At 55.7% G+C, this 24,499-nt stretch carries 22 protein-coding genes; 7 read left to right on the top strand and 15 right to left on the bottom strand.

Annotated elements, in window-relative coordinates:
* Nucleotides 1-113: 113 nt before the first annotated feature.
* The 6 genes from BEN30_RS00755 to pip all read right to left on the bottom strand — a co-directional run bounded on the left by BEN30_RS00755 (nucleotide 114) and on the right by pip (nucleotide 7,165).
* Nucleotides 114-1,529, bottom strand: coding sequence for a DUF1302 family protein (locus BEN30_RS00755; RefSeq protein ID WP_170826916.1), 1,416 nt, complete (start codon nucleotides 1,527-1,529; stop codon nucleotides 114-116).
* Nucleotides 1,530-1,532: 3 nt separating this feature from the next.
* Entirely contained in the window at nucleotides 1,533-2,348 is an 816-nt protein-coding gene (locus BEN30_RS00750) for an outer membrane lipoprotein-sorting protein (protein ID WP_069956419.1), read from the bottom strand.
* 16 nt (nucleotides 2,349-2,364) lie between these two features.
* A complete protein-coding gene (locus BEN30_RS00745) occupies nucleotides 2,365-4,797 on the bottom strand; it encodes an efflux RND transporter permease subunit (RefSeq protein WP_069956418.1) in 2,433 nt (810 codons plus the stop codon).
* Between the two features lie 23 nt (nucleotides 4,798-4,820).
* On the bottom strand, nucleotides 4,821-5,450 hold the full coding sequence (locus BEN30_RS00740; protein ID WP_069956417.1) for a TetR/AcrR family transcriptional regulator: 630 nt from the start codon (nucleotides 5,448-5,450) through the stop codon (nucleotides 4,821-4,823).
* Nucleotides 5,451-5,562: 112 nt separating this feature from the next.
* Nucleotides 5,563-6,111: an acyloxyacyl hydrolase gene (locus tag BEN30_RS00735; protein WP_069956416.1), complete on the bottom strand. Its 549-nt coding sequence runs from the start codon at nucleotides 6,109-6,111 to the stop codon at nucleotides 5,563-5,565.
* Between the two features lie 79 nt (nucleotides 6,112-6,190).
* Nucleotides 6,191-7,165: a prolyl aminopeptidase gene (gene pip, locus BEN30_RS00730; protein ID WP_069956415.1), complete on the bottom strand. Its 975-nt coding sequence runs from the start codon at nucleotides 7,163-7,165 to the stop codon at nucleotides 6,191-6,193.
* Between the two features lie 125 nt (nucleotides 7,166-7,290).
* Between pip and BEN30_RS00725 the strand changes: the two genes are divergently transcribed.
* Nucleotides 7,291-8,100 carry a thermonuclease family protein gene (locus tag BEN30_RS00725; RefSeq protein ID WP_069956436.1) on the top strand — a complete coding sequence of 270 codons (810 nt, stop codon included), beginning with the start codon at nucleotides 7,291-7,293 and terminating at the stop codon, nucleotides 8,098-8,100.
* 31 nt (nucleotides 8,101-8,131) lie between these two features.
* A complete protein-coding gene (locus BEN30_RS00720) occupies nucleotides 8,132-9,634 on the top strand; it encodes a M48 family metalloprotease (RefSeq protein WP_069956414.1) in 1,503 nt (500 codons plus the stop codon).
* An 86-nt stretch (nucleotides 9,635-9,720) separates the two neighbouring features.
* Here the strand turns inward: BEN30_RS00720 and BEN30_RS00715 are convergent, their stop codons facing one another.
* The 7 genes from BEN30_RS00715 to BEN30_RS00685 all read right to left on the bottom strand — a co-directional run bounded on the left by BEN30_RS00715 (nucleotide 9,721) and on the right by BEN30_RS00685 (nucleotide 15,841).
* Complete coding sequence (locus BEN30_RS00715) at nucleotides 9,721-10,218, bottom strand: CarD family transcriptional regulator (RefSeq protein ID WP_069956413.1); 498 nt, start codon at nucleotides 10,216-10,218, stop codon at nucleotides 9,721-9,723.
* Between the two features lie 372 nt (nucleotides 10,219-10,590).
* Entirely contained in the window at nucleotides 10,591-10,926 is a 336-nt protein-coding gene (fdxA, locus tag BEN30_RS00710; RefSeq protein WP_069956412.1) for a ferredoxin FdxA, read from the bottom strand.
* Nucleotides 10,927-11,005: 79 nt separating this feature from the next.
* The gene (locus BEN30_RS00705; protein ID WP_069956411.1) at nucleotides 11,006-11,461 is read right to left on the bottom strand and encodes a tellurite resistance TerB family protein; all 456 of its coding nucleotides are present in this window, start codon (nucleotides 11,459-11,461) and stop codon (nucleotides 11,006-11,008) included.
* A 12-nt stretch (nucleotides 11,462-11,473) separates the two neighbouring features.
* On the bottom strand, nucleotides 11,474-12,208 hold the full coding sequence (locus BEN30_RS00700; protein WP_069956410.1) for a TerC family protein: 735 nt from the start codon (nucleotides 12,206-12,208) through the stop codon (nucleotides 11,474-11,476).
* 22 nt (nucleotides 12,209-12,230) lie between these two features.
* On the bottom strand, nucleotides 12,231-12,629 hold the full coding sequence (locus tag BEN30_RS00695; protein WP_069956409.1) for an RNA-binding S4 domain-containing protein: 399 nt from the start codon (nucleotides 12,627-12,629) through the stop codon (nucleotides 12,231-12,233).
* A gap of 20 nt (nucleotides 12,630-12,649) precedes the next feature.
* The gene (locus BEN30_RS00690) at nucleotides 12,650-15,391 is read right to left on the bottom strand and encodes a helicase-related protein (RefSeq protein WP_069956408.1); all 2,742 of its coding nucleotides are present in this window, start codon (nucleotides 15,389-15,391) and stop codon (nucleotides 12,650-12,652) included.
* Nucleotides 15,392-15,493: 102 nt separating this feature from the next.
* Complete coding sequence (locus BEN30_RS00685; RefSeq protein ID WP_069956407.1) at nucleotides 15,494-15,841, bottom strand: HPF/RaiA family ribosome-associated protein; 348 nt, start codon at nucleotides 15,839-15,841, stop codon at nucleotides 15,494-15,496.
* A gap of 220 nt (nucleotides 15,842-16,061) precedes the next feature.
* Between BEN30_RS00685 and htpG the strand changes: the two genes are divergently transcribed.
* Both htpG and BEN30_RS17625 read left to right on the top strand, forming a co-directional pair.
* Nucleotides 16,062-17,927: a molecular chaperone HtpG gene (htpG, locus tag BEN30_RS00680; RefSeq protein WP_069956406.1), complete on the top strand. Its 1,866-nt coding sequence runs from the start codon at nucleotides 16,062-16,064 to the stop codon at nucleotides 17,925-17,927.
* Nucleotides 17,928-17,982: 55 nt separating this feature from the next.
* A complete protein-coding gene (locus BEN30_RS17625) occupies nucleotides 17,983-18,159 on the top strand; it encodes a DUF3012 domain-containing protein (RefSeq protein ID WP_084004868.1) in 177 nt (58 codons plus the stop codon).
* Nucleotides 18,160-18,216: 57 nt separating this feature from the next.
* Here BEN30_RS17625 and BEN30_RS00675 read toward each other — a convergent pair whose 3' ends face one another.
* Together BEN30_RS00675 and acnA are read right to left on the bottom strand one after the other, a co-directional pair.
* Nucleotides 18,217-18,963: a tetratricopeptide repeat protein gene (locus BEN30_RS00675; RefSeq protein WP_069956405.1), complete on the bottom strand. Its 747-nt coding sequence runs from the start codon at nucleotides 18,961-18,963 to the stop codon at nucleotides 18,217-18,219.
* A gap of 71 nt (nucleotides 18,964-19,034) precedes the next feature.
* Nucleotides 19,035-21,707, bottom strand: coding sequence for an aconitate hydratase AcnA (gene acnA, locus BEN30_RS00670; RefSeq protein WP_069956404.1), 2,673 nt, complete (start codon nucleotides 21,705-21,707; stop codon nucleotides 19,035-19,037).
* 571 nt (nucleotides 21,708-22,278) lie between these two features.
* Between acnA and ccmA the strand changes: the two genes are divergently transcribed.
* The 3 genes from ccmA to BEN30_RS00655 all read left to right on the top strand — a co-directional run bounded on the left by ccmA (nucleotide 22,279) and on the right by BEN30_RS00655 (nucleotide 24,491).
* Nucleotides 22,279-22,944, top strand: a complete 666-nt coding sequence (gene ccmA, locus BEN30_RS00665) for a heme ABC exporter ATP-binding protein CcmA (RefSeq protein ID WP_069956403.1) — start codon at nucleotides 22,279-22,281, stop codon at nucleotides 22,942-22,944.
* A gap of 12 nt (nucleotides 22,945-22,956) precedes the next feature.
* Nucleotides 22,957-23,622, top strand: coding sequence for a heme exporter protein CcmB (ccmB, locus tag BEN30_RS00660; RefSeq protein ID WP_069956402.1), 666 nt, complete (start codon nucleotides 22,957-22,959; stop codon nucleotides 23,620-23,622).
* A gap of 146 nt (nucleotides 23,623-23,768) precedes the next feature.
* On the top strand, nucleotides 23,769-24,491 hold the full coding sequence (locus BEN30_RS00655; RefSeq protein ID WP_069956401.1) for a heme ABC transporter permease: 723 nt from the start codon (nucleotides 23,769-23,771) through the stop codon (nucleotides 24,489-24,491).
* Nucleotides 24,492-24,499: the final 8 nt, after the last annotated feature.

The following is a 24,499-nucleotide window of genomic DNA, read 5'->3' as shown; positions in this document are numbered from 1 at the left end:
GCGCTTCGGTGTGGGGCGGAAATCCGCGTGTACGGGTGGCTTATAGCATATTTTGCGCGGGGGAAAAGATCATCCGGGCGGCTTGGGCGATTATTTTGCGGCGCTCAACAAGCCTAAAAGCTTTGTTTGATTTCGACGAATATGCGGTCGTTGTCGCCGAGCCCCTTAAAGGGTGCGCGGGTGCCGTCGTGATAGAGCGTTATGCCGCCCGTGATGCTGAGCGCGTCTTGCACATCATATTCGATGGAGGCCCGTGAAAATCCACCGCCTTTGGTGAGTGGCGAAATGCGGGTGGTGAGCGCCGTTAAGTGGACACGGTCGTGCATATAGTCGCCGGAATAGCGCAGCGCGTATTCTTGCGAATTCCTCTTTAAACCTTCCCCAATCAGCGCCGGGCTCCAATCAACAAGGTGGCGGTTCACGACTTCGAAGCTCATGGAGGCGTCAGATAGGCCCGTGTAGTCGACACCGGCCAAGATATCGTGGCGGGTAAAATCCTGGCCCGGAACGCCCAAGGTTTGCAGGCCGGAAAAGCTGGCGGCTTCGCCCCTCACCAACCAGTTTCCCAACGCAATGTCCCCCGAGATGCCCACCATATTTACCCGCTCATGGCGGATGCGGGTGGCGCCGTTCACCGTTTCTTTGTGGCCGTTGTCGTCATAGAGGTTGGCCGCGTGCAGGGACAAGTCCCAGCCCGAAAAGGTGCCCTTGAGGCGGGCGGCCAACTCAGTATTGTTGAGGCCACCCGAAGGCACATCGTTTTGTGGAGCTGCCCCATTGGCGGTGTCGTAAGGGCTGTAAGACGGTGCGGTTTTGTTAAAGCGGATGTGGGGGATGACCAAGGCGCTGGCGCTCCACGGTCCGGCGGTATAATCGGCGCGCACCATCGCCAACGGCAGACGGACGTCTTCGATATCGACCATACCCAGTTCGCGTCGATCCAAAGGATTGATGACGTCCACCACACGCAGATTTTCAGACGTGCCCCAGACGATGGTTTGACGCCCGGCGGTGATTTCGAACCCGTTTCCCAATTGAGCGCTGGCGTAGAGTTCTCCAAGATTGATATCGCGCTCGAAGGAATTGAGAACCGTCGCGTTATAATCCCCACGGCCATGCACGGCGTACACAAAATCGTGGGCGACGGACGCTTCGCCCAACACGCGCACCGGAAGGGAAAATTGGTCGGGCAGGTTACCTTTGATTTTAAGGTTGGCTTTGGGACGCGCGCGGCTCAGTCCGCGTTTGTCGGAGCTGCCCGCCGTTGGTGTATTTTGGGTGTAATCATAGGCCGCCGAAAATAACATGCTGCCCGACACAGACCACGGCGACGCGACAGAATGTTCCGTCGCCGATGTTGACGAAGACGGTTCATCAAAACCTTCCAAAGGGTCGTCCGTCGGGACAGTTTTGGGGGCCTTGTCAAAACCATCAAGCACATCGTCAAGCACATCTTGAGCCCAGGCGTTTGCGGGCAACGCGAGCGCCATGCACAGCAGCACAAGAAGATGAGAAAATGGCTTTTGCAAAACTTACAGACCTTTTTCGAGGCGGCGTAAATTGAACATGGCGTCGTCCAAGCCCTGGTTGTAAAGAATGTTGTAAAAGGTCAATTCGGTTTTGTGTTCGGTGAGTTTGTTTTTCTTGGTGGTCATGGTCATGGCTGTGGTGGTCCACACACCGTCCATCAATTCCAATCCGGTCACGTCCAAGTATTTGAGCTTATCGCCGATATCGGTCCAGTGCACGGCACGCACGACGACAAAATTATCTTGGCGCACGAACACAACCGATTTTTTGTAACCGCTTTGATCGATCTCTTCTTGGGTTTTGGGCTGGGCTTCGATCACCCAAGTTTTGGCACCGCGCACTTCGTCTTCTTTGAGAATCTTATACTCATAGGCATCGAGATTTTTGCGCGTCATGTCGGAATAGTTGAAGTCAGATCCCATGAAGCTGCCGGATTTATCGGTGCTGGCAATGCGTTTGGTTTTTTTCAGCGCGGGTAAGAACAGCCATTGATCATCGTCTTTGTCATACGCGTCAAAATCATAAGTCAGAAAGCCGGTGTCCTTGACGTCGGCAGGTTCCAAAAAGAACATGATGGTGCGGCGGTCTTCTTCGCCCTTGTCGGTGATCAGATCTTTGGCAAAGGTTTTGATTTTGCGCGTGCGGGTGTCCCCGTTTTTATCGATCAGTACCATTTTCATTTCAGAAATGCGATTGTCACCATCGTCGCGGTCATCCACTTTTTGCATGATTTCGCGGGCCGTGAGGTCAGCGGCCCCTGAATCAAACGCATAAAAGCTAAACACCAAGGCGCTGAAAAGAACTGTTGCGGTTTTCATCAAACTCTCTCCGTTCCTAAAAATCTTTGTCGTCGGGAATCATGTGGGCTTTGTCCAAAACCTTCATCAGGGCGGGTGCCAAGAAGATGTCCGCCAGCAGCGCCAAGATGATGGTCGTGCCGGTCAGCCAGCCGAAGTTGATGAGGTTTTGTAAAGTGGACAGCAAGTAGATGAAAAAGCCTGTCGACAATACGATTGATGTCACCAACATGGCGCGTCCGGCCCCCAACAAGGTTTCGCGTACAGCGGTATTCACGCTGCCGGTGTCGTGGTGGATACGTCGATAATTGTGCATGAAGTGAATGGTGTCATCGACCGCCAGACCGATTGCGATGGACCCGATCAGCATGGTGAATAAATCCAGCGGCACGCCCACCCAGCCCATGATGCCCAAGGTGATCACGATGGGGGCCAAGTTGGGGATCATGCTCACCAAGCCAAGGCGGATGCTGCCGAGAAAAGCAATCATCATCAACGTGATCACGCCTCCCGCAATGATGTAACTTTGGCCCATGGAATAGATGGTCGCTTGCATGGTGCGGCCCAACAGAGCGTTCATGCCGGTGACCGTAATGTCCACGTCATCGCCCAACACTTCCCTAAATTTTGCGGTCACGGTGTCGTTGATGTCTTGCAGATAAACGGAATCGGCCCATGGCATTTTGGCGGTGAAGCGGGCCATTTGAAATTGGCTGTCGACGAAATCTTCCATATCGTCTGAGCCTGAATTTTCAAACAAGAACAGTTCTTGTGCGATCAAATCACGGTCATCCGGAATGCTGTAAAAAGCCTCATCATTGGCATGCAAGGCGCGGTTTGATTCTTTTAAAATGTCAGCCAACGACAGGGTCTTGCCAACGGAAATAAAATCCGTTTTGAGCGCTTCGATGACACCACTCAGCTTGTCCAATCCGGCCATGATTGTTGGATCATAGAGGCCGTTGACCTGCTTGGTGTCGACGATCACTTCAAGGGAGCTGGCCCCTTTCAAACGCTCGTCAATCAGGTCAAGGGCCAAGCGCGAAGGTTCAGACATCGGCAGCCATTTGAAGGGTTGATGGGAAAAATGAAGCTGCGTGATGCCCGCGATTGAAATCAGCAATAGCACACCACTGACGATGATGACCGGCCACGCCCGAGCCGTGGAAAAATCGGCGATGGTGCGCAGCAGCGCATCCATGCGGTCATGACGCTTATGCGCCCGTGTGCTGGATTTGGCCTTAAGCGGCAAGAGACTGAGGGCGGCCGGCAATAGCGTCAGGTTCAAAAGCAACGACAGCAAAATACCCAAAGAGGCGATGACGCCCAGATCGGCAATGGGAGCAACTTCTGCGCCGGCAAATGATGCCAGACCTGCGGCAGTTGTCAGCGATGTCATAACGATGGGCAGCCCCGAGTGGCCCAGGGCATAGACCACGCTGTCATGTTTGGCGTTGCCGTGCTGAACATGGCGAAAGAAGATCGCCAACAAATGCACCGATGCCCCCACACCCACCGCCAACAAAAAGGACGGTAAAATTTGCATTGGCAAGGTGAAGGCGCGCCCGCTCAGCGGCAGCATCCCCAAGGTGCCGATGACCGATAAAATGACCACGATCAACGGCAGCACAACACCCGACACACGGCGGAACATCAGCAACAATACGGCTGCGATGATCAGCAGACCCATCAGGGTAAAACGCTTCATATTGGTTTGCATGGATTTTTTCAAAGCATCCGCCACCACGGGCGATCCGGACACGTAAACCTTGAAGTTCGGCGCGTCATAGCTGTAAGCGATCTGTTCGACTTTTAACACCAGTTCGGAGTTTTCAGCATCCGACAAAAAGGCGCGTTTCGTTTTGGGCGTGTCTGTCGGCGCATCTGCATCGTCGAAACCGCCCAACGCGTCTTCCTTGATGCCTGCGCTGGTGTAGGCATCGGTACGAATGATGATGGAGGTGATGTGGTGGTCTTCGGACAGCAGCGTGTTTTTAAACAAGGGGTTGCTGTATGCACGTTGGCGCTTGGCTTCAAAGGCTGTCTGGTCCTGGGGCCAATCTTCGAACAAGTCTTCGACGATCAAGTCTTCGCCGCGTCCGTAGGTGTTGCGGGCGTTGACAAGACTGGTGATGTCGTCCAGGTGTGGGGTGTTGTTTTTCAACTCGGTGTGGAGCTTTTTCAATTTGTCCATAAACACAGGCGTGAACACATCATCGGTTTCGATGGCGACGATCACCAACTCGTCCCGGCCAAACTGATCGCGAAAGGCGTTGTAGGTCAGCAGGGCCGGGTCCGTCTTGTGCAAAAAACTATCCGTTGCCGTGTCCATGACGATTTTGGGAATGTTGGAGCCCAGCCCCCCCACCAGCGCCAATGTCACAACCAACACGATCCATGCGCGGCGTGTGATGAAGTGGCCGTAGGCGGCAAAACCCTTTTCGATCCGTAGGCGGATGGTCTGAACCATGGGAATGTCTTTCGTGTTGAGCGTTAAGATGATCGGATGCCGCCCAGCAGCATCTCGGCGATGGCACGGGCAACTTGGGAAATGGGCAGTTCGGCGTTCAGCCATGAGTCATGCGCCGTTATTTTGGCAACCCGGCGGCGGATGGGGCCGTTGGTCGCGTATAGCGTGCACGCCCCCACCAAAATCATATGGATCATAAACGGATTGACCGGCTTAAACCGACCTTGGGCAACGCCATCGGCCAAGGTCTGTTCCAACACGCCGATCAAGCGGCTCATGAAAGGCAGGATGCTGTCGGGCAAATTGCGCCCGCCGTTGGCGATTTCACGCAACATGATGGCGCTAAAGTGTTCTGGATGTTCGTCATCGACCAATACGGCAGCAAAGGCGCGGACTCGATCTTCGGCGTCATCAAAGGTCTTGAGCATGTGTTCCATGTTCGCGACTTTGGCGGCGAACATGCGTTTTAAGATCGCTTCATAAAGCGCGTCCTTGTCACCGATGCGATAATACAAGGTCGCCTTGTTGACGTTCGCGGCCTTGGCGATTTCATCAACGCGCGCCCCGGCATAGCCCATTTCGGCGAATACGGCGGCGGCGACGTCCAAGATGTCGTCGGTGGACGGCATGGTGCGGGAAGGTTTTGTGAGCATGTTTTAACCATTTGGTTTAACTGAACGGTTGAAAGATGCCCGGGCACACGGAAACAGTCAAGCGCAACTTATGCGCAAGGGGTTTTCGGGCGAAAAAAGCTGACTTAAAGGATCAATGGAAGAAATCGACGGGGATGGAATAATACAGCAAAGCCGATTCCGTGCCCGGGTTGGTTTTCCCCAACGAGGCATTGGAATAGTGCGATACGGATATGCCAAGGCGTGAACGATCGTCAAAGCGATACGCGGCTTCGATCTGGGAGCGGAATTCCAAGGGGTAGTCCAGATCCAGTTTTGCATTGCCGCCGTTGTAATAATGCGGGGCAAAACTGGGGGTGATGACAATGCGCTTACCCAGATAAACATCCATCAAAATGCCTGCACCAATAAACGTTTGGGTGCTGTCATTCTTGGAAACCGCCAAAGCGGCAAACGGTTTGAACAAGCCGAGCAGCTTTTTGTCATGGCGGTATTCCATGCGCACTTCAACGCCTTGATCTTTTTGCCGGTTCCAATCGTAACTACCTGCACCAAAAGATAAAAAGGCGGGATCGTCGGCGGCCTGGGCCGGGGCTGTGAAGGCTGGAATGGCGAAAAAGGATACACCCAGGGTGACGCTCAGCGTCAGCAGTGTGGCGACGGATTTTTTAACGGCAGTCATGAGTTTGTCCCTTCCCGAGTTCGAGGCCGCATTTAACGGGAAATAAGCGCAAAAATCAATGCGTTTGAATCGATGGTCCTTAAGCCAAATTCACGGCCATGGTGTCTGCGGCTTGAACAAGGGCGCGGGCGATACCGGGCTCCATGCCGGAATGCCCGGCGTCCGGGACCACGGCAAGTTCTGAATTGGGCCACGCCAGATGCAGGGCATGGGCGGTTTTGATGGGGCAAACCACGTCATATCGACCTTGCACGATGATGGCGGGCAGATGGGCGATGGCATTGACCCGCGCCAACAGTTCGCCTTCACGCAAGAACATGTTGTGCTTAAAATAATGCGCCTCAATGCGCGCCAAGGTCAGGGCATAATGATTAAATGCAGGGCTGCTTTGAAATACGCCACCGGAACGTGCTTGAGGCAGCAACGTTGAGCACAGGCTTTCATAACGTGCCCACGCCCGGGCGGCGGGCAAATGGATGTTGGGCTCAGGGCTGAACAGGCGCTCGCAATAGGTCTCGAACAAGTCTGTCCCTGTGCGCCCCCCCACTTGGTCTGAAAAAGCCGCAAAATGTTCGGGAAAAAAAGTTCCCATGCCGCCCAAAAACCAATCGACTTCGTTTTGAGTGCCCAAAAAAATGCCCCGTAAAATAAACCCTAAACACGACTTGGGATGGCGGGTGCCATAGGCCAGCGCCAAGGTCGCCCCCCACGACCCACCGGCCACCAGCCATTGATCAATGTTTAAGTGCCCGCGCAGCATTTCCATATCTTCGACCAAATGATCGGTGGTGTTATGGGAAATGCTGGCATAAGGAATTGACCGTCCGGCGCCGCGCTGATCAAACAGCACGATGCAGTATTTTTCGGGGTTAAAATATTGCCGTTGGGTCGCCACGCTGCCGGCTCCCGGTCCGCCGTGAACAAAAACGACCGGAATCCCTAACGGGTTGCCGGACACTTCGTAATATACGCTGTGGCCGTTACCCACATCCAGCATGGCCGTCGTGTGCGGTTGGATAGGCGGATAAAGACCAAAATTGGGGGCGCTGTCCATGGGCGAAGTATCCAGTTTAGGGCAGTGTTGGGGCGTTGTTGTTGGCGATGGGTCCGTTTAGTATACGGCTTAACCGCTTTTGGGAACATATGAACACACAGCTAATGCGAGATGAAGGACTGTTTATGGTTCCTGTGTTGAGATTGATCGTCCTCTTCGCCGTCCTGTGCTCGGCAAGCGCTTGGGCCTTGGGCCCCGAAACGCTTCAAGACGGTGGACTGGCGCGGGTGAGCCGCGTTGTGGATGGCGACACGGTGGTCTTAACAGACGGTCGACAAGTCCGCTTGGTGGGCATTCAGGCTCCAAAACTGGCGTTGGGTCGCGCCAATTTTAAAGACTGGCCGTTGGCCATTGAGGCCAAGCGTGGCGCCGAAGACTTGGTGTTGGACCAAGATGTCCACCTGTATTTTGCGCCTGCCCCCCAAGACCGTCACGGCCGGGTGCTGGCCCATGTAACGCGCCAAACGGATAGCGTCTGGCTGCAAGGCGAACTGCTCAAGCGCGGCTTGGCGCGGGTGTACACCTTTCCCGACAATCGGGTGTTAGCGGCTGAATTGCTGGCCTTTGAGCGCCAAGCCCGAAGCGCTCAAGTGGGCATATGGGCGCTGGTGCATTATATGGTGCGCACGCCCTACACCTTAGCAGCGGACATGGGCACGTTTCAAATTGTCGAAGGCCGGGTTCTGGATACGGCCCAGGTGAAAAACACCGTTTACGTCAATTTTGGCAAAAATTGGCGCAGCGACTTTACCGTTAAAGTGAGTGCGCGCGACGCCAAGTTGTTTGCCGAGGCGGGCATTGAGCTGTTGGCTTTAAAGGGCAAACGGGTGCGGGTTCGCGGTTGGATCAAATCGCAAAATGGTCCGATGATAGAGTTGGACCACCCCGAACGCCTGGAAATTCTGGAAGACAAGAAGGACCCCATCGCAAGGTGACAGCCGAATACATTGCGCTTATATTTTGACGATGAAAAACAAAACCCTCCTGTCCGCCTGCAAATGGCTGCCGCTTGTGCCCGCCCTGTTGATGTTGGGGGCGTGCTCGGTCAATCCCGCCACCGGCAAACAAAGCTTTACGGGGCTGATGTCGCCGCAAAAAGAAGCTCAAGTGGGTGCCGATGAGCATCCAAAAATGCTGGAACAATTTGGCGGGGCGTATACCCAAGACGATTGGCAGGCGTATGTGAACGAGGTCGGGCAAAAGCTTGCGGCCTTATCTGAGCGCCCGGATCTGACGTGGACGTTTACGGTGGTGAACGATACGGATGTCAACGCCTTTGCCTTGCCGGGGGGGTATGTGTACGTCACCCGCGGGTTGTTGGCCTTGGCCAGTGACGAAGCCGAATTGGCGGGGGTTTTAAGTCACGAGATCGGCCACGTTACGGCGCGCCACACCGCGCAACGTTACAGCGCCACTGCCGCCACCAACATCGGCATTCAAGTGCTCGGCGTGTTGAGCAGCGTGGCCGGCGTGGGCGGCATTGAAAACATTGCCGCCGTCGGCGCCGAATTGGCCTTAAAAAGTTATTCACGCGATCAAGAATTGGAAAGTGATATGCTGGGCGTGCGCTACCTGACGCGTGCGGGCTATGATCCTCAAGCGATGGTCAGCTTTTTTGAAAAGCTGCGCGCCCAACAGCGCATTGAAGGCTTGAAGGCCGGGGATGCCAATGCGGCGGAAAAGAACAATCTTCTCGCCACCCACCCGCGCACCGCAGATCGCATTGAGCAAGCCATCAAGTTGGCGGACAAAAACGGGATCGTAAAGGGGGCCGCAGCACCCGCCCGACGCGATGCCGCGCGCTATCTGGCTCAAGTCGACGGTTTGGTGTTTGGTCAAGATGTTGACGAAGGGGTTGTGCAGGGCAATGCCTTTATCCACCCCAAAATGCGCTTTCGGTTTGATGTGCCCGATGGGTTCACGATTAAAAACACCCCTGATTTGGTGCTGGCCACGGACAAGGACGGAAATTCGATTAAGTTTGCCCATGCTTCGGCCAAAGAGGTGCGCGACACGGGCGGAATGGCGGGGTATTTGACCAAAGCCTGGAGTACCGATGTCACCATGGGGGACGTCCATGCCATCACCGTCAATGGCATGAGCGCCGAGAGCGGCTCGGCCAGGGTCAGCACCAATGCAGGCATCCTGGACGTTCAACGCATCCTCATCGAACAAGATGCAACGCGCTATTGGCGGTTTCAGTTTGTGTCGAAAAGCGCCGATACGCCGCGCCTCAACGTGCCGTATCGTTTGACCACTTATAGCTTCCGCCCGCTCAGCCGTGCAGAGGCCAACGCCGTGCAGCCCAAATACATCCGGGTGGTCGAAGTGGGTAAAGGCCAGACGTTTAAAGATTTAAGCGCGTCCATGGCGGTGGATGCGTATAAAAGTGAATGGTTTGAAGCGCTCAACGGCATCGGCCCCAACGACCCGCTGGTGGCGGGCACGCGGGTTAAGGTGGTGAAATAGGCTGCACCGACAACAAGAAAACCGGAGCAATCTGATCGATTGCTCCGGTTTTCTGTTTTGTTTGGGCTTGGACTATGCGCCTGGGATTAAGCAGCCGTGAGCAGCTTTTCCAGTTTCAACTGGGCTTTGTCCATGTCGATCTTTTCGACCGCCGCCACTTCACTGGCCAGACGTTCGAGCGCTTGCTCGTAGATCTGGCGTTCAGAGAACGACTGGTCCGGTTGATCGGCGTTGCGGTGCAGGTCGCGCACCACTTCGGCGATGGAAATCGGATCGCCGGAATTGATCTTGGCTTCGTATTCTTGGGCGCGACGGCTCCACATGGTGCGTTTGACCCGGGCGCGACCCTTCAACGTGCTCAAAGCGCCGTCCATAATCTTTTTGGAGCTCAGCTTGCGCAGGCCCGCTTCATTTACTTTCCCAACGGGTACACGCAGGGTCATGCGTTCGCTTTCAAAAGAAATCACGAACAGCTTCAGCGGGTGACCCGCAATTTCCTGTTTTTCCACGCCGAGAACCTTGCCAACGCCGTGAGTCGGGTAGACCACGAAGTCGCCGGTATTAAACATCAATTTATCTGCCATTTGTCGCCTTCTGGATCGATCGTGTTTAAGCGCGTGACGCGCATATGTTTGTGCCCAAGGGCTGGAGCCGTAAAACAAACCGTAAAAAGAAGACCCACAGCCGATGCCGTGCGTCCATCATGCGGTTGGTTTAGGGGTGTGGGGCTATCGCGCCACATTGGTCCTCATCAGGTCCAAAATCGGGTCCAAACTCTTGTGCCGCTGCTCATTCGGACCTCGACGCGTCAGGGCGTGTCGATTCGAACAAAGTAAAACTGGCCCAGGGGACCAGCTCTGCGCAAGCATAACACAAAATTAACGAAAATTACACCCTTTTCGGCAGGTTTTACCGAAAAGGGTGCTGATTTTGGGCTTAAAAAGCTAAAATTTTGCTCAGTTGCCTTCGCCGGGCTTTTCGCTCAGCATCGCCAGCTTACCGGGCTTACCGTCCCAGTCTTTGGCATCGGCAAGTGCATCGCCCTTGCGGGTGATGTTCGGCCACAGTTCGGCATACTTGGTGTTAAGCTCAATCCATTTTTCGAGATTGGGCTCGGTATCGGGCAAAATGGCTTCGGCCGGGCATTCCGGTTCGCAGACACCACAATCGATACATTCGTCGGGATTGATGACGAGGAAATTTTCCCCTTCGTAGAAGCAATCCACGGGGCAGACTTCAACACAATCTTGGTATTTGCACTTGATGCAATTTTCGACGACAACGTAGGTCATTTTAAGACTCCGGGTCTAAATCAATATTTTGCGCATTGTTTACGCGATTTGGGGGACGTGCTCAAGGTTAATAAAACCCTTATTCTTTTAGGGCTATTTTGTCCAAGATTCGTTTTCGCGCCTCGCCGCTTTCTCGGTCTGACACGTACAGCAATCCGGCCAGTCGGCGCACCAGGTTGGATTCATAGTCGTCGAGCTTGCCGTCGGCATAGACGACCTCCCACAGCATTTCAATCAGACCGATGCGTTCAGGATGTTCAAAGTTGTCTTTAACGGTGCGGGTCAGGGTATAGAGCTCATTTGCGTTGGCGATGGTCGCTTCGGCTTGGCTGAGCAGCTCTTGGACCTCTTCGGCGTCAAGCGCGAAGCGTTCCGTGAGCAACCGCGTGACGACCGTGCGTTCCGCATCATCGAAGGTACCGTCCATGACGGCTGCTTCGACCAGCAGCGCCGCCGCCGCCAGTTTCAGCTCGTCTTGCGCCAAAGGCTGTTGGGATTGGGCGCTGGTGAACAATTTTTTCAGGCGGTTCATCATGGGGTGGGTCCTTTATTCATTTGGTGTTTGCCGAGCGCGTTTGCGGCGATTGGAGACCGTGATGTTGAGCGCTTCGACTGAAATGGAAAACCCCATGGCAAAGTAGAGGTAGCCCTTGGGGATGTGCAGGCCGAAGCCGTCGGCGATCAAGGTCATGCCCACCAGCAACAAAAAGCTCATCGCCAGCATTTTCACCGTCGGGTGCTCAGAGACAAACGCCGACAGCGGCCCCGACGCCCACAACATGATCATCACAGCGATGATGATGGCAGACGCCATGATGGCCACTTCATCAACCATACCCACGGCGGTGACCACGCTGTCGAGTGAAAATATAATGTCGATGAGGGCGATTTGCACCACCACGGCCAACAGCGAATGCACAGCCTTGATGGTCGGTTCGTGTTCGCCGGCGTCTTCAATGTTGTCGTGAATTTCACGGGTTGCCTTGGTCAGCAAAAACAGTCCGCCAGCGATCAAGATAATGTCGCGCCATGAAATGTCTTGGCCGAATGCTGTGAACAGCGGGGCGGTGAGGCCTGCAATCCACGCCAGTGTAAACAGCAGCAAAAGCCGCGTGATCAACGCCATGGCGATGCCCAGGCGGCGCGCCACAACTTGCTTTGATTTTTCTACACGGTCGACCAAAAGGGCAATGAACACCAAATTATCAATGCCGAGTACGGCTTCCAGCGCCACCAGCGTCAACAGGCTGATCCAGGTTTCGGAGTTGAGCAACAGTTCCATCGGGCGGATTCCTTAAGGACGTTCAGTCCAGGTTTTGCAGGCGGTCAATGGCGCGGCGTTGCGCCTTGGTTGGGCGACCCGATCCAGCGTCACGCAGAGCGGGCCTGGCGGGGGCAAAGGGCCGCGCGGTTTTTTCAGGGGGCGGCGGACTTAAGTCTGAATAGAGCGTCCGGGCCTCGGGTGCCGGGCCGCGGCGGGTGCCGACAGACTTGATTTGCACGACCTTGACCAGATGTTCCTTGGCAAACGTCAACACGTCACCCGGTCCCACCATCACGTGGGCCTTGGAAATCAGCTTGTCATTGAGGCGCACATGCGCGCCTTGGCAAAACTTGCCCGCCAGCGTGCGGCTTTTGAAAAACCGTGCATGCCAGAGCCATTTGTCGATGCGGATCGGTCCTTCCGCTATAGTGTCTGTCATATCCGCAACAACTTGATCCGTTATGACTTGAATTTAAGTTCCATCAGCTTTGCGAACGGATTGTCTGGGTCGATGCCCGCTGCGCGGGGGCGGCCAGAATGCTGGTCTTTTTGCTTAGCAGCCTGCTGGGAGGTGTGATGAGGCGTGGTTTCGCGTTTTTTGAAGCGCTTGGGCGGGCGGCGCTTTTGCGTCGGCTTTGCACCAAGCCCCTCGGTCGGAGACAAGGGAACAGCACCAGGCGACGCAGATGCCGACAAAGCTGGCTGTGGGGCTTGCCTTTGTGGAGCCTGATTTTGCGGCGCTTGGGGCATCGCTGCAGGCTGGACTTTCTTGGCGCGATTGCCGGCGCGATTGCGCCATGATTTTGGCACCCACTTGCCATCCTTGTCGGCCTGAAAACCCAGGCTGGACAAAATACCGGCCAGATCGGCGGCACTACAGCCCGCCAGAGACAAAAACTCTTCATTGCCTTCAAACGGTCCCTTTGCGGCTTCAAGACGTTTCCACGCCATTTCGGCTAAGCGTTCGAGCATGTCGGCACGGACAAACAAGGTGCCCGCCGGACGAAAGCCCGCCGCGCGTAGCCAGCCTTCGGGCTCGTGCTTTTCGCGGCGCAAGGACACCCGGCCCGCAGGCGGCGGGGGCAGCAAGGGATCGCTGTCTTCAAACACACCCCACAACAACACCGACAATTCCGCCGCAGCCGGGCGCAACAGGGTGGGGATATAGATCAGGTGCCGGCCGATGCGAATGCCGAAGCGGCGCAGCTCGTGGCGGTCTTCTTTGGTGAGCGCTTTGATCTCGCTCTCGGCCTCATGGCGGGGCAGGGCACCCAAGCATTCGGTGAGTTGAAACACCAAACCGCGTGCCACCCCTTGCAGGGGCGCTTCGCGGGCTGCCAACAACAGGCCCAAACGATCGCGGACCAAATCATTGGCCCAGGTTTGCAGGCGCGCTTCGATGCGTTCTTTTTGTTCAAACTCCAACAAGTCGCTGGTCAGCACGCTGATGCGCGGGTGGAGCATTTCAGCACCTTTGACGAAGCGTGCTACGGGCTCGCCGCGCCAGTTGATGCGCCCGTCCGCGCTGAACGTGAAGGCGCCGTCGGCGTCCGCTTCAAACATGGAAATACGATCCGCAATTTTGCCCCGGAGCGCCTTTCCGGCGGCGGAATCGAGCACTTTGGCCGCCAGCGAGGTGTCGCTTTCGGTGGCGACAAAGCGGAACCCGCTGAGCTGGCCCAGATGATGGCCTTCGACTTCAAGCGCGCCGTCGTCGTGTAGCGCGGTGGCCAAGGGCACGTCGTCCTTCAACGTTTTCACCAGTTGGCTGGTGCGTTTGTCGACAAAGCGTTGGGTGAGGCGTTCGTGCAGGGCATCCGACAGGCCGTCTTCGATGGCGCGGGTTTGTTCTTGCCAATGCTGTGGTTCACCCAGCCAGCCGCTTTGATGGGCGACGAAGGTCCAGGTGCGGATGGCGGCGATGCGCGCCATCAAGGTATCGATGTCGCCGTCCAGATTGTGAATGCGTTTGACCCGTTCAGATATCCAATCGGACGAAATGCGCGCCTCAGAGCTGGTCAATTGTTCATAGATGCGGGCCAGCAATTGGGGATGCTCGTCGGTTTGAATTTGCCGGAAATCGGGAATTCGCGCCACTTCCCACAGCAACTTCACGGAATCAGCCGTGGTGGCCGTCGCCATCACGGCGTCGTTGGTCATCAAGGTGTCGAGCATACGTTCGTCATCGGCTTCGCGTGCACGGCGCAAGGCGGCGTGTTCGGGGCGTTCCGCCAAAGACGATTTAAGTTTTTTGAGCGAGCCAAAAGCCAAATCGCTGTTGCGCCAATAGACAAACGGCAATGGCGCGAAGGTATGGTTTTCAACGGCTTCAACGGCGCTGGCGCCCAATCCGGTGACTTCGCCGGTGGTGCCAAAGCTGCCGTCGTTCATGTGCCGCCCGGCGCGCCCGGCGATTTGCGCCAGTTCGGAGGGCTGCAAATCACGCATGATGCGGCCGTCAAATTTGCGCGTCGCCGCCAGCGCCACGTGATCGACGTCCATATTCAGGCCCATGCCCACCGCATCGGTGGCGACCAGAAAATCGACTTCGCCCGATTGGAACATGTCGACCTGGGCATTGCGGGTGCGGGGGCTGAGCGCCCCCATAACAATGGCGGCACCGCCCGATTGGCGACGGATCAGCTCGGCGATGGAATACACGTCGTTTGCGGAAAACGCGACGATGCAGCTGCGCGGTTTCAGACGCGTGAGCTTTTTGTAACCCGTATAGCGCAATGTGGATAACCGTGGGCGGGTGTGAAATTCCGTTTCCGGGACCAGCGCCTGGATCACCCCGCGGATGGTTTCCGCGCCCAAAAACATGGTTTCCTGGGTGCCGCGGTAGTTCAGCAAGCGGTCCGTGAAGATGTGCCCGCGATCCGCATCGGCACACATTTGAATTTCGTCAATGGCGACGAAGTCAAAGGTCCGGTCGGTAGGCATGCTTTCGACGGTGGTGAGATAATAGCGCGCATGGGCGGGAACGATTTTTTCCTCGCCAGTGACCAAGGCAACTTGGCTTACGCCCTTTTCCTTGACCGCACGGTCATAATTTTCCCGCGCCAGCAAGCGCAAGGGAAAGCCAATGACGCCCGAGCCATGAGCGAGCATACGCTCCATCGCTAGGTGGGTCTTGCCGGTATTGGTGGGACCCAATACAGCGCTGAGTGGCGCGCGCGCGCGGGACGTATCTATTTGCATGGGCGCAGTCTTAGCCTACTTTTTCCACGTTTTCCAGCGGGTAAAGTAGAGCTTTCACCGTCGCCCACAAAAAGGATGGGCCACGCGAAAGGGTCATGAGCGTCATGACACGGCTTTGCGCTGTTCGTCACGGCGTTTTGTGAGCACCTTATCCAATTGGTTTTCGACCGCGCCAAAGGCATCGCGCAACGCCACGTGGACGTCTTCATGCGCTGGGTTTTGGCCACGGTCATGGTGCACGATATCGCCGGAACCGGGTACGCCCATATCGATGTTGATATGGAACAACTTGCCCTGCGTCGGGGATTTGTGGGGCAATTCCACAACCACACGGCAATGGGTGAAACGGCCGTATTTGGCCTCAATTTTATCGATTCTGTCTAAAATCAAGCTCTGGATGGCGTCGGAATGATCGCATCCATGAAAACTGACTTGAACGGGTACTTGCATAATCGCTCTCCCCATGTGTGTTGGAATTTGGGGTCTGGGACAAACGTTTCAGACCTCACCATTCAGTATACTGCCAGGCGACGCTCACTGCGAGTCCGAAGCTGTAAATTTTTGCCAAAATTAACCCCTATAGGGTTGCGCCCGGGGCGCATTTCGACCATATCACGCGGGTCTAAGGGCGCATCTTTTGTGCATAACTTTGAGGGAACCGATATACGTCATGAGCAAGGAAACATTCACTTTTCAAACTGAAGTCAGCCGTTTGCTGGATATCGTCGCAGGCTCGCTTTATTCCAATCGCGAAATTTTCTTGCGCGAACTCATTTCAAACGCCTCGGACGCCTGCGACAAGCTGCGACACATGGCGTTGACGTCGCCGTCGCTCATCGAAGGCGACCAGGACTTTAAAATCAGCCTCGCCATCGATGAAAAAGCCAAAACCATTACGGTTTCGGACAACGGCATCGGCATGAATCACGACGATTTGCTGGCCACGCTGGGCACCATCGCCAGTTCGGGCACCGGGGCGTTTATCGAACAGCTGGGCAAAGACGACAAAAAGAATATGGGCCTTATCGGCCAGTTCGGGGTCGGCTTTTATTCCGCGTTCATGGTTTCGGATAAAGTCGAAGTCACCACCCGCAAAGCTGGAGAGAAAGAAAGCTGGCTATGGGTGTCCGACGGCAAGGGTGAATACACCATCGAAAGCGCGGAACGCAGTGAGCGCGGCACCCAGGTGGTGTTGCACCTGAAAAAGGACGCCAAGGAATTTTTGGACGCGTCGCGCGTCACCCACGTGGTGAAAACCTATTCCGACCACATTGGTTTTCCGGTGACCCTTACTGATAGTGAAGGCGGCAAAACGCTCAATGAAGCCTCGGCCATCTGGACCCGTCCGGTCAAGGATGTGACGGCGGAGCAGTACAAAGAATTTTACCACCATTCCGCCCATGCCTTTGACGATCCGTGGATCACCATGCACAACCGCATCGAAGGCGTGGTCAGCTACACGAACCTGTTGTTCATTCCGTCCATGCGGCCTTTTGATTTGTTCGACCCAGAACGCAAAGGCCACGTGAAATTGTATGTGAACCGGGTGTTCATCACCGAACAAGCCGAAGGCTTGTTGCCACCGTATCTGCGGTTTTTACGGGGCGTGGTGGATTCCGAAGACCTGTCGCTGAACATTTCGCGCGAAATGCTGCAAACGGACCCGAAGCTGGCCAAAATTCGCAACGGTTTGGTGAAGAAGGTTTTGGCCGAGCTGGCGAAAAAAGCCGAAAAAGCCCCCGAAGATTACGCCCAGTTTTGGGAAAACTTCGGCGTGGTGCTGAAAGAAGGCTTGGTCGATGACTTCACCATGCGCGACAAACTGTTGGCGTTGGCGCGGTTCCACTCGACAAAAGCCGAAGAACTCACCAGCCTCAGCGCCTATGTGGAGCGCATGAAAGAAGGCCAGGAAGCCATTTATTACATCACCGGTGAAGACGCCTCGCAAATCGCCACCTCTCCGCATTTGGAGGGGTTCAAGGCCAAAGGTGTTGAAGTGTTGATGTTGACCGATCCGGTCGATGAATTCTGGATGCAGCACATCACCCAGTTCGAAGACAAACCCTTTAAGTCCGTGACCCGCGGTTCCGCGGATTTGGACGGTGTGAAGTCTGATGACAGTGCGGATGCGGACGCGGATAAAAAAGCCGAAGATGCTCCCGCGCTCGATACCTTGATCGCGGCGTTTAAGCTGGAGCTGGGCGCGAGCGTGAAAGATATTCGTCCGTCCAAGCGTTTGACCGAAAGTCCTGTTTGCCTGGTCGCGGACGAAGGCGATATCGACGTGAACATGGAACGCTTGTTGCGGCGTCATGGTCAAATGCAAGGCGGTTTGCCCCGGGTTTTGGAGCTGAACCCCACCCACGCCATTGTCAAAAAATTAGCCGAACGGGCCAGCAGTGATGCCGACGATGGTTTGCTGAAGGACGCGGCCCATTTGCTGTTGGATCAAGCCCGCATTGCCGAAGGTGAAGTGCCTTCCGACCCCGCTGCATTTGCCAAACGGCTTGCATCTGTCATGGAACGTGCCCTTTAATGAATTTTGAAACGGGACGTTAGGTAACGAGTTTTGATCCTTTGAGGAGACACGTATGACCAAGATGAAACAAATTGCTGCCCTGGGTTTTGTGGCCCTGTTTGCTTTGGGTGTTGCGGCGTGTTCGCCGGACGTTGGTTCGCCCGAATGGTGCACCCAGATGAAAGAAAAGCCCAAAGGCGATTGGAGCACAAACGAAGCCGCAGACTTCACCAAAAACTGCATCATGTAAGGGCTGAATTTAAGCACTGCAAAACAAAGGCGCGCCTCCGATTGGGGGTGCGCCTTATTACTTTTGGGCCTTTAATAGGGCCAATTTTTCGATTGCCGGCGCATAGTCCAATGCGGCTGCTTTGTTATACCATTTCAGGGATTTTGGGGTGTCGCGCGGGACCAAGATGCCCTGTTCGTAGATTTCAGCGATGCGAAAGTAGCCCTGGGCGTATTGATTGTCGCCGGCAACTTCGTACCAGTGCAGGGCTTCGGGCACGTTGACGACAGCGCCGCCGCGACCTTCCTCATGCAATGTGCCAAGGTGGTAATAGCCGAGCTTAAAGCCCTCGTCTCCCGCCAATTGGTAAAAGTTGATGGCTTGTTCCGGATCGGCTTCCACGCCCCAGCCATTTTCAAAACACCGTCCCATATTATCCTTGGATTGGGCGTGATCGGCGGCGGCGCGGGAAAAGAGGGCGAACGCGACGTCGTAGTTTCGATCCACGTATTCGCCGTTCAAATACATCATGCCGATGTTGTTGAGGGCCGGGGGGTGGTCTTGGAGCATGGATTTTTTGTAAAGCTCATAAGCTTTTTTCAGGTCCTTAGGTACACCGCGACCCAAGTGGTAAATCAGACCCAAACTGAATTGCGATTGTGCATGTCCCGTTTCGGCTTGTTCGGTAAACTCTCGGATGGCCTTGGCCCATTTGCCTTGGCGCACCAAAATCAGGCCGTCTTTGTAGCCTGCATAGGCGGATGTCGCGCCAAGGCTCAGCGCGCCGACAATCAGAGCTGTCAAATGGGTTTTAAAGCGTTTCATGGCACCACCATAGCAAAACCCCCGGCCTGGGAAAAGGCCGAGGGGTGCCGATTTGAACTTTGTTCAGCGACTTAAGACTTGTTCAAGTTGCGCAGCACATAGCTGAGGATGCCGCCGTGCCTGTGGTATTCGACTTCATCCAAAGTGTCGATGCGGCATTTCGCAGTGACGTCTTGGGTGGAACCGTCAGCACGGGTGATTTTCAGGGCGACGTCTTGGCCCGGTTTGATGCCGCCAGAGATGCCGGTGATGTCGAACGTTTCCGAACCGTCCAGCTTTAAGTCGGCGCGGGTTTGGCCATTTTTGAATTCAAGCGGCAAAATTCCCATGCCCACCAAGTTGGAACGGTGGATGCGTTCATAGCTTTCCACCAGCACGGCTTTCACGCCCAACAGCTTGGTGCCCTTGGCGGCCCAATCGCGGCTGGAGCCGTTGCCGTACAGTTTGCCGCCCACAACCACCAACGGCGTACCGTCGTCCATGTGCTTCATGGCGGCGTCGTACATGGAGGTCTGTTTGCCGTTGTAGACGGAAAAACCGCCTTCGGTGCCGGGCGCCAATTCGTTTTTGATGCGGATGTTGGCAAACGTGCCGCGCATCATGACCTCATGGTTGCCACGCCTTGATCCGTAAGAGTTAAAATCTTGGGGACGGACTTGGTGTTGGGTCAGATACTGTCCAGCGGGTGTTTCCGGTTTGAAACTGCCCGCAGGCGAGATGTGGTCGGTGGTGATGGAATCACCCAACACCGCCAACAGCTTGGCGCCGTGAATGTCGGTGACATCGTCGGGTTCCGGGGCCAGATCGGTGAAGAACGGCGGGTTTTGGATGTAGGTCGAACTGGCGTCCCACGCAAACGTTTCCCCGGTTGCGGATTGGACGTTTTGCCACGCTTTGGTGCCCTTGAAGACATCAGCATAACGTGTGGCGAACAGTTGGGCGGTGACGACTTTTGCGACCACCGCTGCAATTTCTGCGTTGGTCGGCCAGATGTCTTTGAGATAGACCGGGTTGCCGTCTTTGTCTTTGGCCAGCGGATCGTTGATGATGTCGCGGGTCATGGAACCGGCAATGGCGTAAGCCACCACCAACGGCGGCGAGGCCAGGTAGTTGGCCTTCACGTGCGGGCTGATGCGGCCTTCGAAGTTGCGGTTGCCCGACAACACGGCGGTGGCGACCAAATCGCCTTCGGCAATGGCCGCGGCAATCGGTTCCGCCAAGGGGCCGGAATTGCCGATACACGTGGTGCAGCCAAAGCCGGCAATGTTGAAGCCCATGGCGTCGAGGCTGTCTTGCAGGCCTGCATCGCGGAGATAATCGCCAACCACCTGAGACCCCGGGGCCAGAGACGTTTTCACCCACGGTTTGGACTGAAGGCCCAAAGCACGGGCTTTTTGCGCCACCAGACCGGCGGCGATCAGCACGTCGGGGTTCGAGGTGTTGGTGCAGCTGGTGATGGCGGCAATGACCACGTCGCCGTCGCGCAGTTTGTAATCGGTGCCGGCGACGGGGATTTCCCGCGGGGCATCCGCATCGGCCATGGTTTTCAGGGTTTTGACAAAATCCGGTGCGGCATTTTTCAGATCAATGCGGTCTTGTGGGCGTTTGGGCCCGGAAATGGCCGGCTCGACGGTGGTGATGTCAAGCTCCAGCGTGGATGTGAACACCGGGTCGGGGGTGGAGCCGTCGCGCCACATGCCTTGGACTTTTGCATAGGCTTCGACCAAAGCGACCCGATTCGCATCGCGTGCGGTGAGCTTTAAGTATTTGATGGTTTCCGCGTCGATCGGGAAGATGCCGCAGGTGGCACCGTATTCCGGGGCCATGTTGGCGATGGTGGCGCGGTTGGGCAGACTCAGATGATCCAGTGCCGGGCCATAAAATTCGACGAATTTGCCGACCACACCTTTTTCACGCAGCATTTGCACGATGCGCAGCACCAAATCGGTGGCAGTAACGCCCTCGTTCATTTCGCCCGTCAGTTTAAAGCCGACCACTTCGGGGATCAGCATGGATACCGGCTGGCCCAACATGGCCGCTTCGGCTTCGATGCCGCCCACGCCCCAGCCCAAAACAGCCAAGCCGTTGACCATGGTGGTGTGGCTGTCGGTGCCGACCAAGGTGTCGGGATAGGCGACCGTCTTTCCGTCTTCGTCTTTGGTCCACACGACTTGGGCCAAATGCTCAAGGTTGACCTGATGGCAGATGCCGGTGGACGGCGGCACCACGCGGAAGTTGTTGAAGGCTTGCTGGCCCCAACGCAGGAACTCATAGCGTTCTTTATTGCGCTCAAATTCCAGCGCTTCGTTCTTTTCCAAAGCGTTGCCGGTGCCGGAATAATCAATCATGACCGAATGATCGATGACCAGATCGACCGGGCTCAGCGGGTTGATTTTTTTCGGATCGCCTTTAACTGACACAATCGCGTCGCGCATGGCGGCCAAATCGACCACGGCCGGAACACCGGTGAAATCTTGCATCAAAACGCGCGCCGGGCGATAGGCGATTTCATGCCCGCCTTTGGCGTCTGAAGCCCACGCGGCGGCGGCTTTGACATCGTCCGTGGAAACCGTGCGACCGTCTTCGAAACGCAGCAGGTTTTCAACAAGGACCTTGATGGAATAGGGGAGTTTGGAGACGTCACCCAGACCAGCCTGTTGGGCGGCGCTGAGGCTGAAATAGTCATAAGATTTGCCGTTCACTTCAAGCGTGCGGCGGGTTTTAAGTGTATCTTGTCCAGCCATATGTGGGACTCCTCAACGTATTAAGTCGTTTATCAAAGAGGCTGCGGTTTACCGCATATATTGCGGTGCAGCATGGAGCGCCCTTATACACGGTTTTCCAAATGCGCGACAGCCATATAACACTTATGGGTAGGTTTTTGTGATTTTACCACCCAATTTTGCGCGTATCTTAATTGAAATACAGGGTTTGTGAATGGGGAGAAATCATCACATTTCCCTGATTGTGACATAATCCGACCACATTCAGAGGCTTAAATACTCTCATCGGACGGCTCATCCCCCCTCCCCCCAGAGCGAGTCGTCCGTAGTCAAGTGATACAGCTCCTATAAAGACTGAAGACAGGTGCCAACGAAACGTAAAATGTATTACTCCTCATACAAGGCTCCCCTCCCAACCGCCCTTGTTTTGAGGAACACCAAATGACTTGCAGTGCTGACCAACTGGCCGGGTTCTTAGGAACCCGGCCTTTTTTCTGATTTTTTTGCAGATGCAGACAAGGGCTTCGCTTGTAATTGAGAAAGGATGCTTTAAGGTCCAAAATCGATCTTCAGGGAACAAAAACATTCGACTATGAGCCAATTTCTCGATTTTCATTTCAACGGCGACAATTTGGTATGCGTGCGTTCCGAGCGCACCGTATTTCGTGGCTTGACCTTCACCGTGCCTGCGGGCGGGGCATTGACGTTGGTTGGACCCAACGGGTCGGGCAAGTCTTCGTTGTTGCGCATGATGGCGGGATTGCTGCAACCGGCGTCGGGATCCATGACGTGGGACGGTGAAGATGCTCTGAATGACATGGACGTTCACGGCGCGCGCCTGCATTACGTAGGCCATCATGACGCGGTGAAGCCGGTGTTGACGGCGGCGGAAAACATCGGTTTTTGGGCGCGTTTGCGTGGTGGCGGCGACGACACCATTCAGGGTGCGCTGGACGTCTTCGACATCAAACACCTTTATGACGTGCCGGGGCGGTTTTTGTCCGCCGGGCAAAAACGCCGGGTCAATTTGGCACGCATTATTGCCGCACCAGCCCCGTTGTGGCTTTTGGATGAACCGACCACGGCGCTGGATAAGGCCACCATCAAACGCTTGGAGGCAGCCATCCAACGCCACCGGGACGGGGGCGGCATGGTGGTGTTGTCGACCCACGCCGATGTGGATACCCCTGGTTCGCAAACCCTCAATCTGGCGAATTTTGCGTGTTCTGCGCCGCTTGACGAACATGTGATGGTATAGGGCGCAACGGCCATGGGAAAATTTATAGAACTCGTCAAACGCGATCTGGCGCTGGCCTTCCGTCAAGGCATGGACAGCCTCATGGTGGTGGCCTTTTTCATCATCGCGGTGGTGTTGTTTCCGTTTGGCGTCGGTCCCGAACCCAGCACCTTGGCGAAAATCGCCGGGGGCACCATCTGGGTGGCGGCCCTGTTGTCGAGCATGTTGTCGTTGGAACGCCTGTTTCAAACCGATCATGACGACGGATCGTTGGAGCTTTTGGCGCTGGCCCCGGTGCCGTTGGAAATCACCGTTTTGGCCAAGGTGGTCGCACACTGGCTGACGACGGGCTTGCCGTTGATCGTTACGGCGCCGCTGTTGGCGGTGTTGATGCAGTTGCCGTCTGAAGGTTTTTTGGTGCTGATCGCAGCCTTGTTGCTGGGCACGCCGACGTTGAGCTTGATCGGGGCCGTGGGGGCGGCGTTGATTTTGGGCTCCAGACGTGGCGGTGTGCTGTTGTCGTTGCTGGTGTTGCCGCTGTACATTCCCATCTTGATTTTTGGCGTTTCCGCGGTGGATGCGGCCATTTTTGATCAGAGCGTGCGCCCGCACCTGGTGTTTTTGGCCGCACTTTTGGTGGGCGCTCTTGCGCTGACGCCGTGGGCGGCGGCAGCGGGGCTGAGACAGGCCCTAGAATAAGACCAAAACGTGCAACATTCGCCACAATTGCGCCATCACTTGGGGGCAAAGTCTGGCACTTGTGAAGGAAAACGGCTAGAACCGACCGCGTCAGATTAAGCGAAAACAAAAAAACGTATACCGTTTGTCAGATTATCAGGGGACTTATGCATCGCTTCGCCAACCCAACGCGATTTTTAAAAATCGCCGCCGCCGTCCAACCGTGGATGGCGGGCCTCACCATCATTTTGTTTGGCACAGGCCTTTATATGGCGTTCTTCACAGCGCCACCGGATTACCAACAAGGGGAAAGCATCCGCATCATGTATGTGCATGTGCCCGCCGCGTGGATGGGCATGTTTTGTTATGCGGCGATGGCCGTTGCGTCTGCGGTGGCGTTGATTTGGAAGCACCCGCTGGCCGATGTGGCCGCCAAGGCCACAGCCCCGGTCGGCGCGGCGTTCACGTTTTTGTCACTGGCCACAGGCTCCCTATGGGGTAAACCTATGTGGGGCACATGGTGGGTGTGGGATGCGCGCCTCACCTCCATGTTGATTTTGCTGTTTTTGTACATCGGTTATATGGCGCTGCAAGGCGCATTTGATGATCGCACCCGCGGGGCCAAAGCCTCTGCCGTGCTCGCCCTGGTGGGGGCGGTGAATTTGCCGATCATTAAGTTTTCGGTCGATTGGTGGAACACGTTGCACCAGACGTCCTCGTTTATGAAACAAGGTGGTCCTTCGATGCCGCCCGAGATGTGGATTCCCGCCGTCGTCATGGCGGTGGCGTTTAAGACATATTATGTGTGGGTTCTGTTGGTGCGCATTCGCCAAGAACTGACCGCCAACAAAGTCCGGATCTTGCGCTTGAAGCAAGTTCACGGCGGTTAAGGAGACCC

The sequence above is a fragment of the Magnetovibrio blakemorei genome (assembly GCF_001746755.1).
Taxonomy (GTDB): domain Bacteria; phylum Pseudomonadota; class Alphaproteobacteria; order Rhodospirillales; family Magnetovibrionaceae; genus Magnetovibrio; species Magnetovibrio blakemorei.
This window is presented reverse-complemented; position numbering and strand designations above follow the sequence as displayed.

Excerpts from the sequence above, each read along its gene's own strand:
- BEN30_RS00750 (WP_069956419.1), bottom strand. The coding sequence starts at position 2,348 with ATGAAAACCGCAACAGTTCTTTTCAGCGCCTTGGTGTTTAGCTTTTAT.
- BEN30_RS00745 (WP_069956418.1), bottom strand. The coding sequence starts at position 4,797 with ATGGTTCAGACCATCCGCCTACGGATCGAAAAGGGTTTTGCCGCCTAC.
- BEN30_RS00740 (WP_069956417.1), bottom strand. The coding sequence starts at position 5,450 with ATGCTCACAAAACCTTCCCGCACCATGCCGTCCACCGACGACATCTTG.
- BEN30_RS00735 (WP_069956416.1), bottom strand. The coding sequence starts at position 6,111 with ATGACTGCCGTTAAAAAATCCGTCGCCACACTGCTGACGCTGAGCGTC.
- pip (WP_069956415.1), bottom strand. The coding sequence starts at position 7,165 with ATGGACAGCGCCCCCAATTTTGGTCTTTATCCGCCTATCCAACCGCAC.
- BEN30_RS00725 (WP_069956436.1), top strand. The coding sequence starts at position 7,291 with ATGGTTCCTGTGTTGAGATTGATCGTCCTCTTCGCCGTCCTGTGCTCG.
- BEN30_RS00720 (WP_069956414.1), top strand. The coding sequence starts at position 8,132 with ATGAAAAACAAAACCCTCCTGTCCGCCTGCAAATGGCTGCCGCTTGTG.
- BEN30_RS00715 (WP_069956413.1), bottom strand. The coding sequence starts at position 10,218 with ATGGCAGATAAATTGATGTTTAATACCGGCGACTTCGTGGTCTACCCG.
- fdxA (WP_069956412.1), bottom strand. The coding sequence starts at position 10,926 with ATGACCTACGTTGTCGTCGAAAATTGCATCAAGTGCAAATACCAAGAT.
- BEN30_RS00705 (WP_069956411.1), bottom strand. The coding sequence starts at position 11,461 with ATGATGAACCGCCTGAAAAAATTGTTCACCAGCGCCCAATCCCAACAG.
- BEN30_RS00700 (WP_069956410.1), bottom strand. The coding sequence starts at position 12,208 with ATGGAACTGTTGCTCAACTCCGAAACCTGGATCAGCCTGTTGACGCTG.
- BEN30_RS00695 (WP_069956409.1), bottom strand. The coding sequence starts at position 12,629 with ATGACAGACACTATAGCGGAAGGACCGATCCGCATCGACAAATGGCTC.
- BEN30_RS00690 (WP_069956408.1), bottom strand. The coding sequence starts at position 15,391 with ATGCAAATAGATACGTCCCGCGCGCGCGCGCCACTCAGCGCTGTATTG.
- BEN30_RS00685 (WP_069956407.1), bottom strand. The coding sequence starts at position 15,841 with ATGCAAGTACCCGTTCAAGTCAGTTTTCATGGATGCGATCATTCCGAC.
- htpG (WP_069956406.1), top strand. The coding sequence starts at position 16,062 with ATGAGCAAGGAAACATTCACTTTTCAAACTGAAGTCAGCCGTTTGCTG.
- BEN30_RS17625 (WP_084004868.1), top strand. The coding sequence starts at position 17,983 with ATGACCAAGATGAAACAAATTGCTGCCCTGGGTTTTGTGGCCCTGTTT.
- BEN30_RS00675 (WP_069956405.1), bottom strand. The coding sequence starts at position 18,963 with ATGAAACGCTTTAAAACCCATTTGACAGCTCTGATTGTCGGCGCGCTG.
- acnA (WP_069956404.1), bottom strand. The coding sequence starts at position 21,707 with ATGGCTGGACAAGATACACTTAAAACCCGCCGCACGCTTGAAGTGAAC.
- ccmA (WP_069956403.1), top strand. The coding sequence starts at position 22,279 with ATGAGCCAATTTCTCGATTTTCATTTCAACGGCGACAATTTGGTATGC.
- ccmB (WP_069956402.1), top strand. The coding sequence starts at position 22,957 with ATGGGAAAATTTATAGAACTCGTCAAACGCGATCTGGCGCTGGCCTTC.
- BEN30_RS00655 (WP_069956401.1), top strand. The coding sequence starts at position 23,769 with ATGCATCGCTTCGCCAACCCAACGCGATTTTTAAAAATCGCCGCCGCC.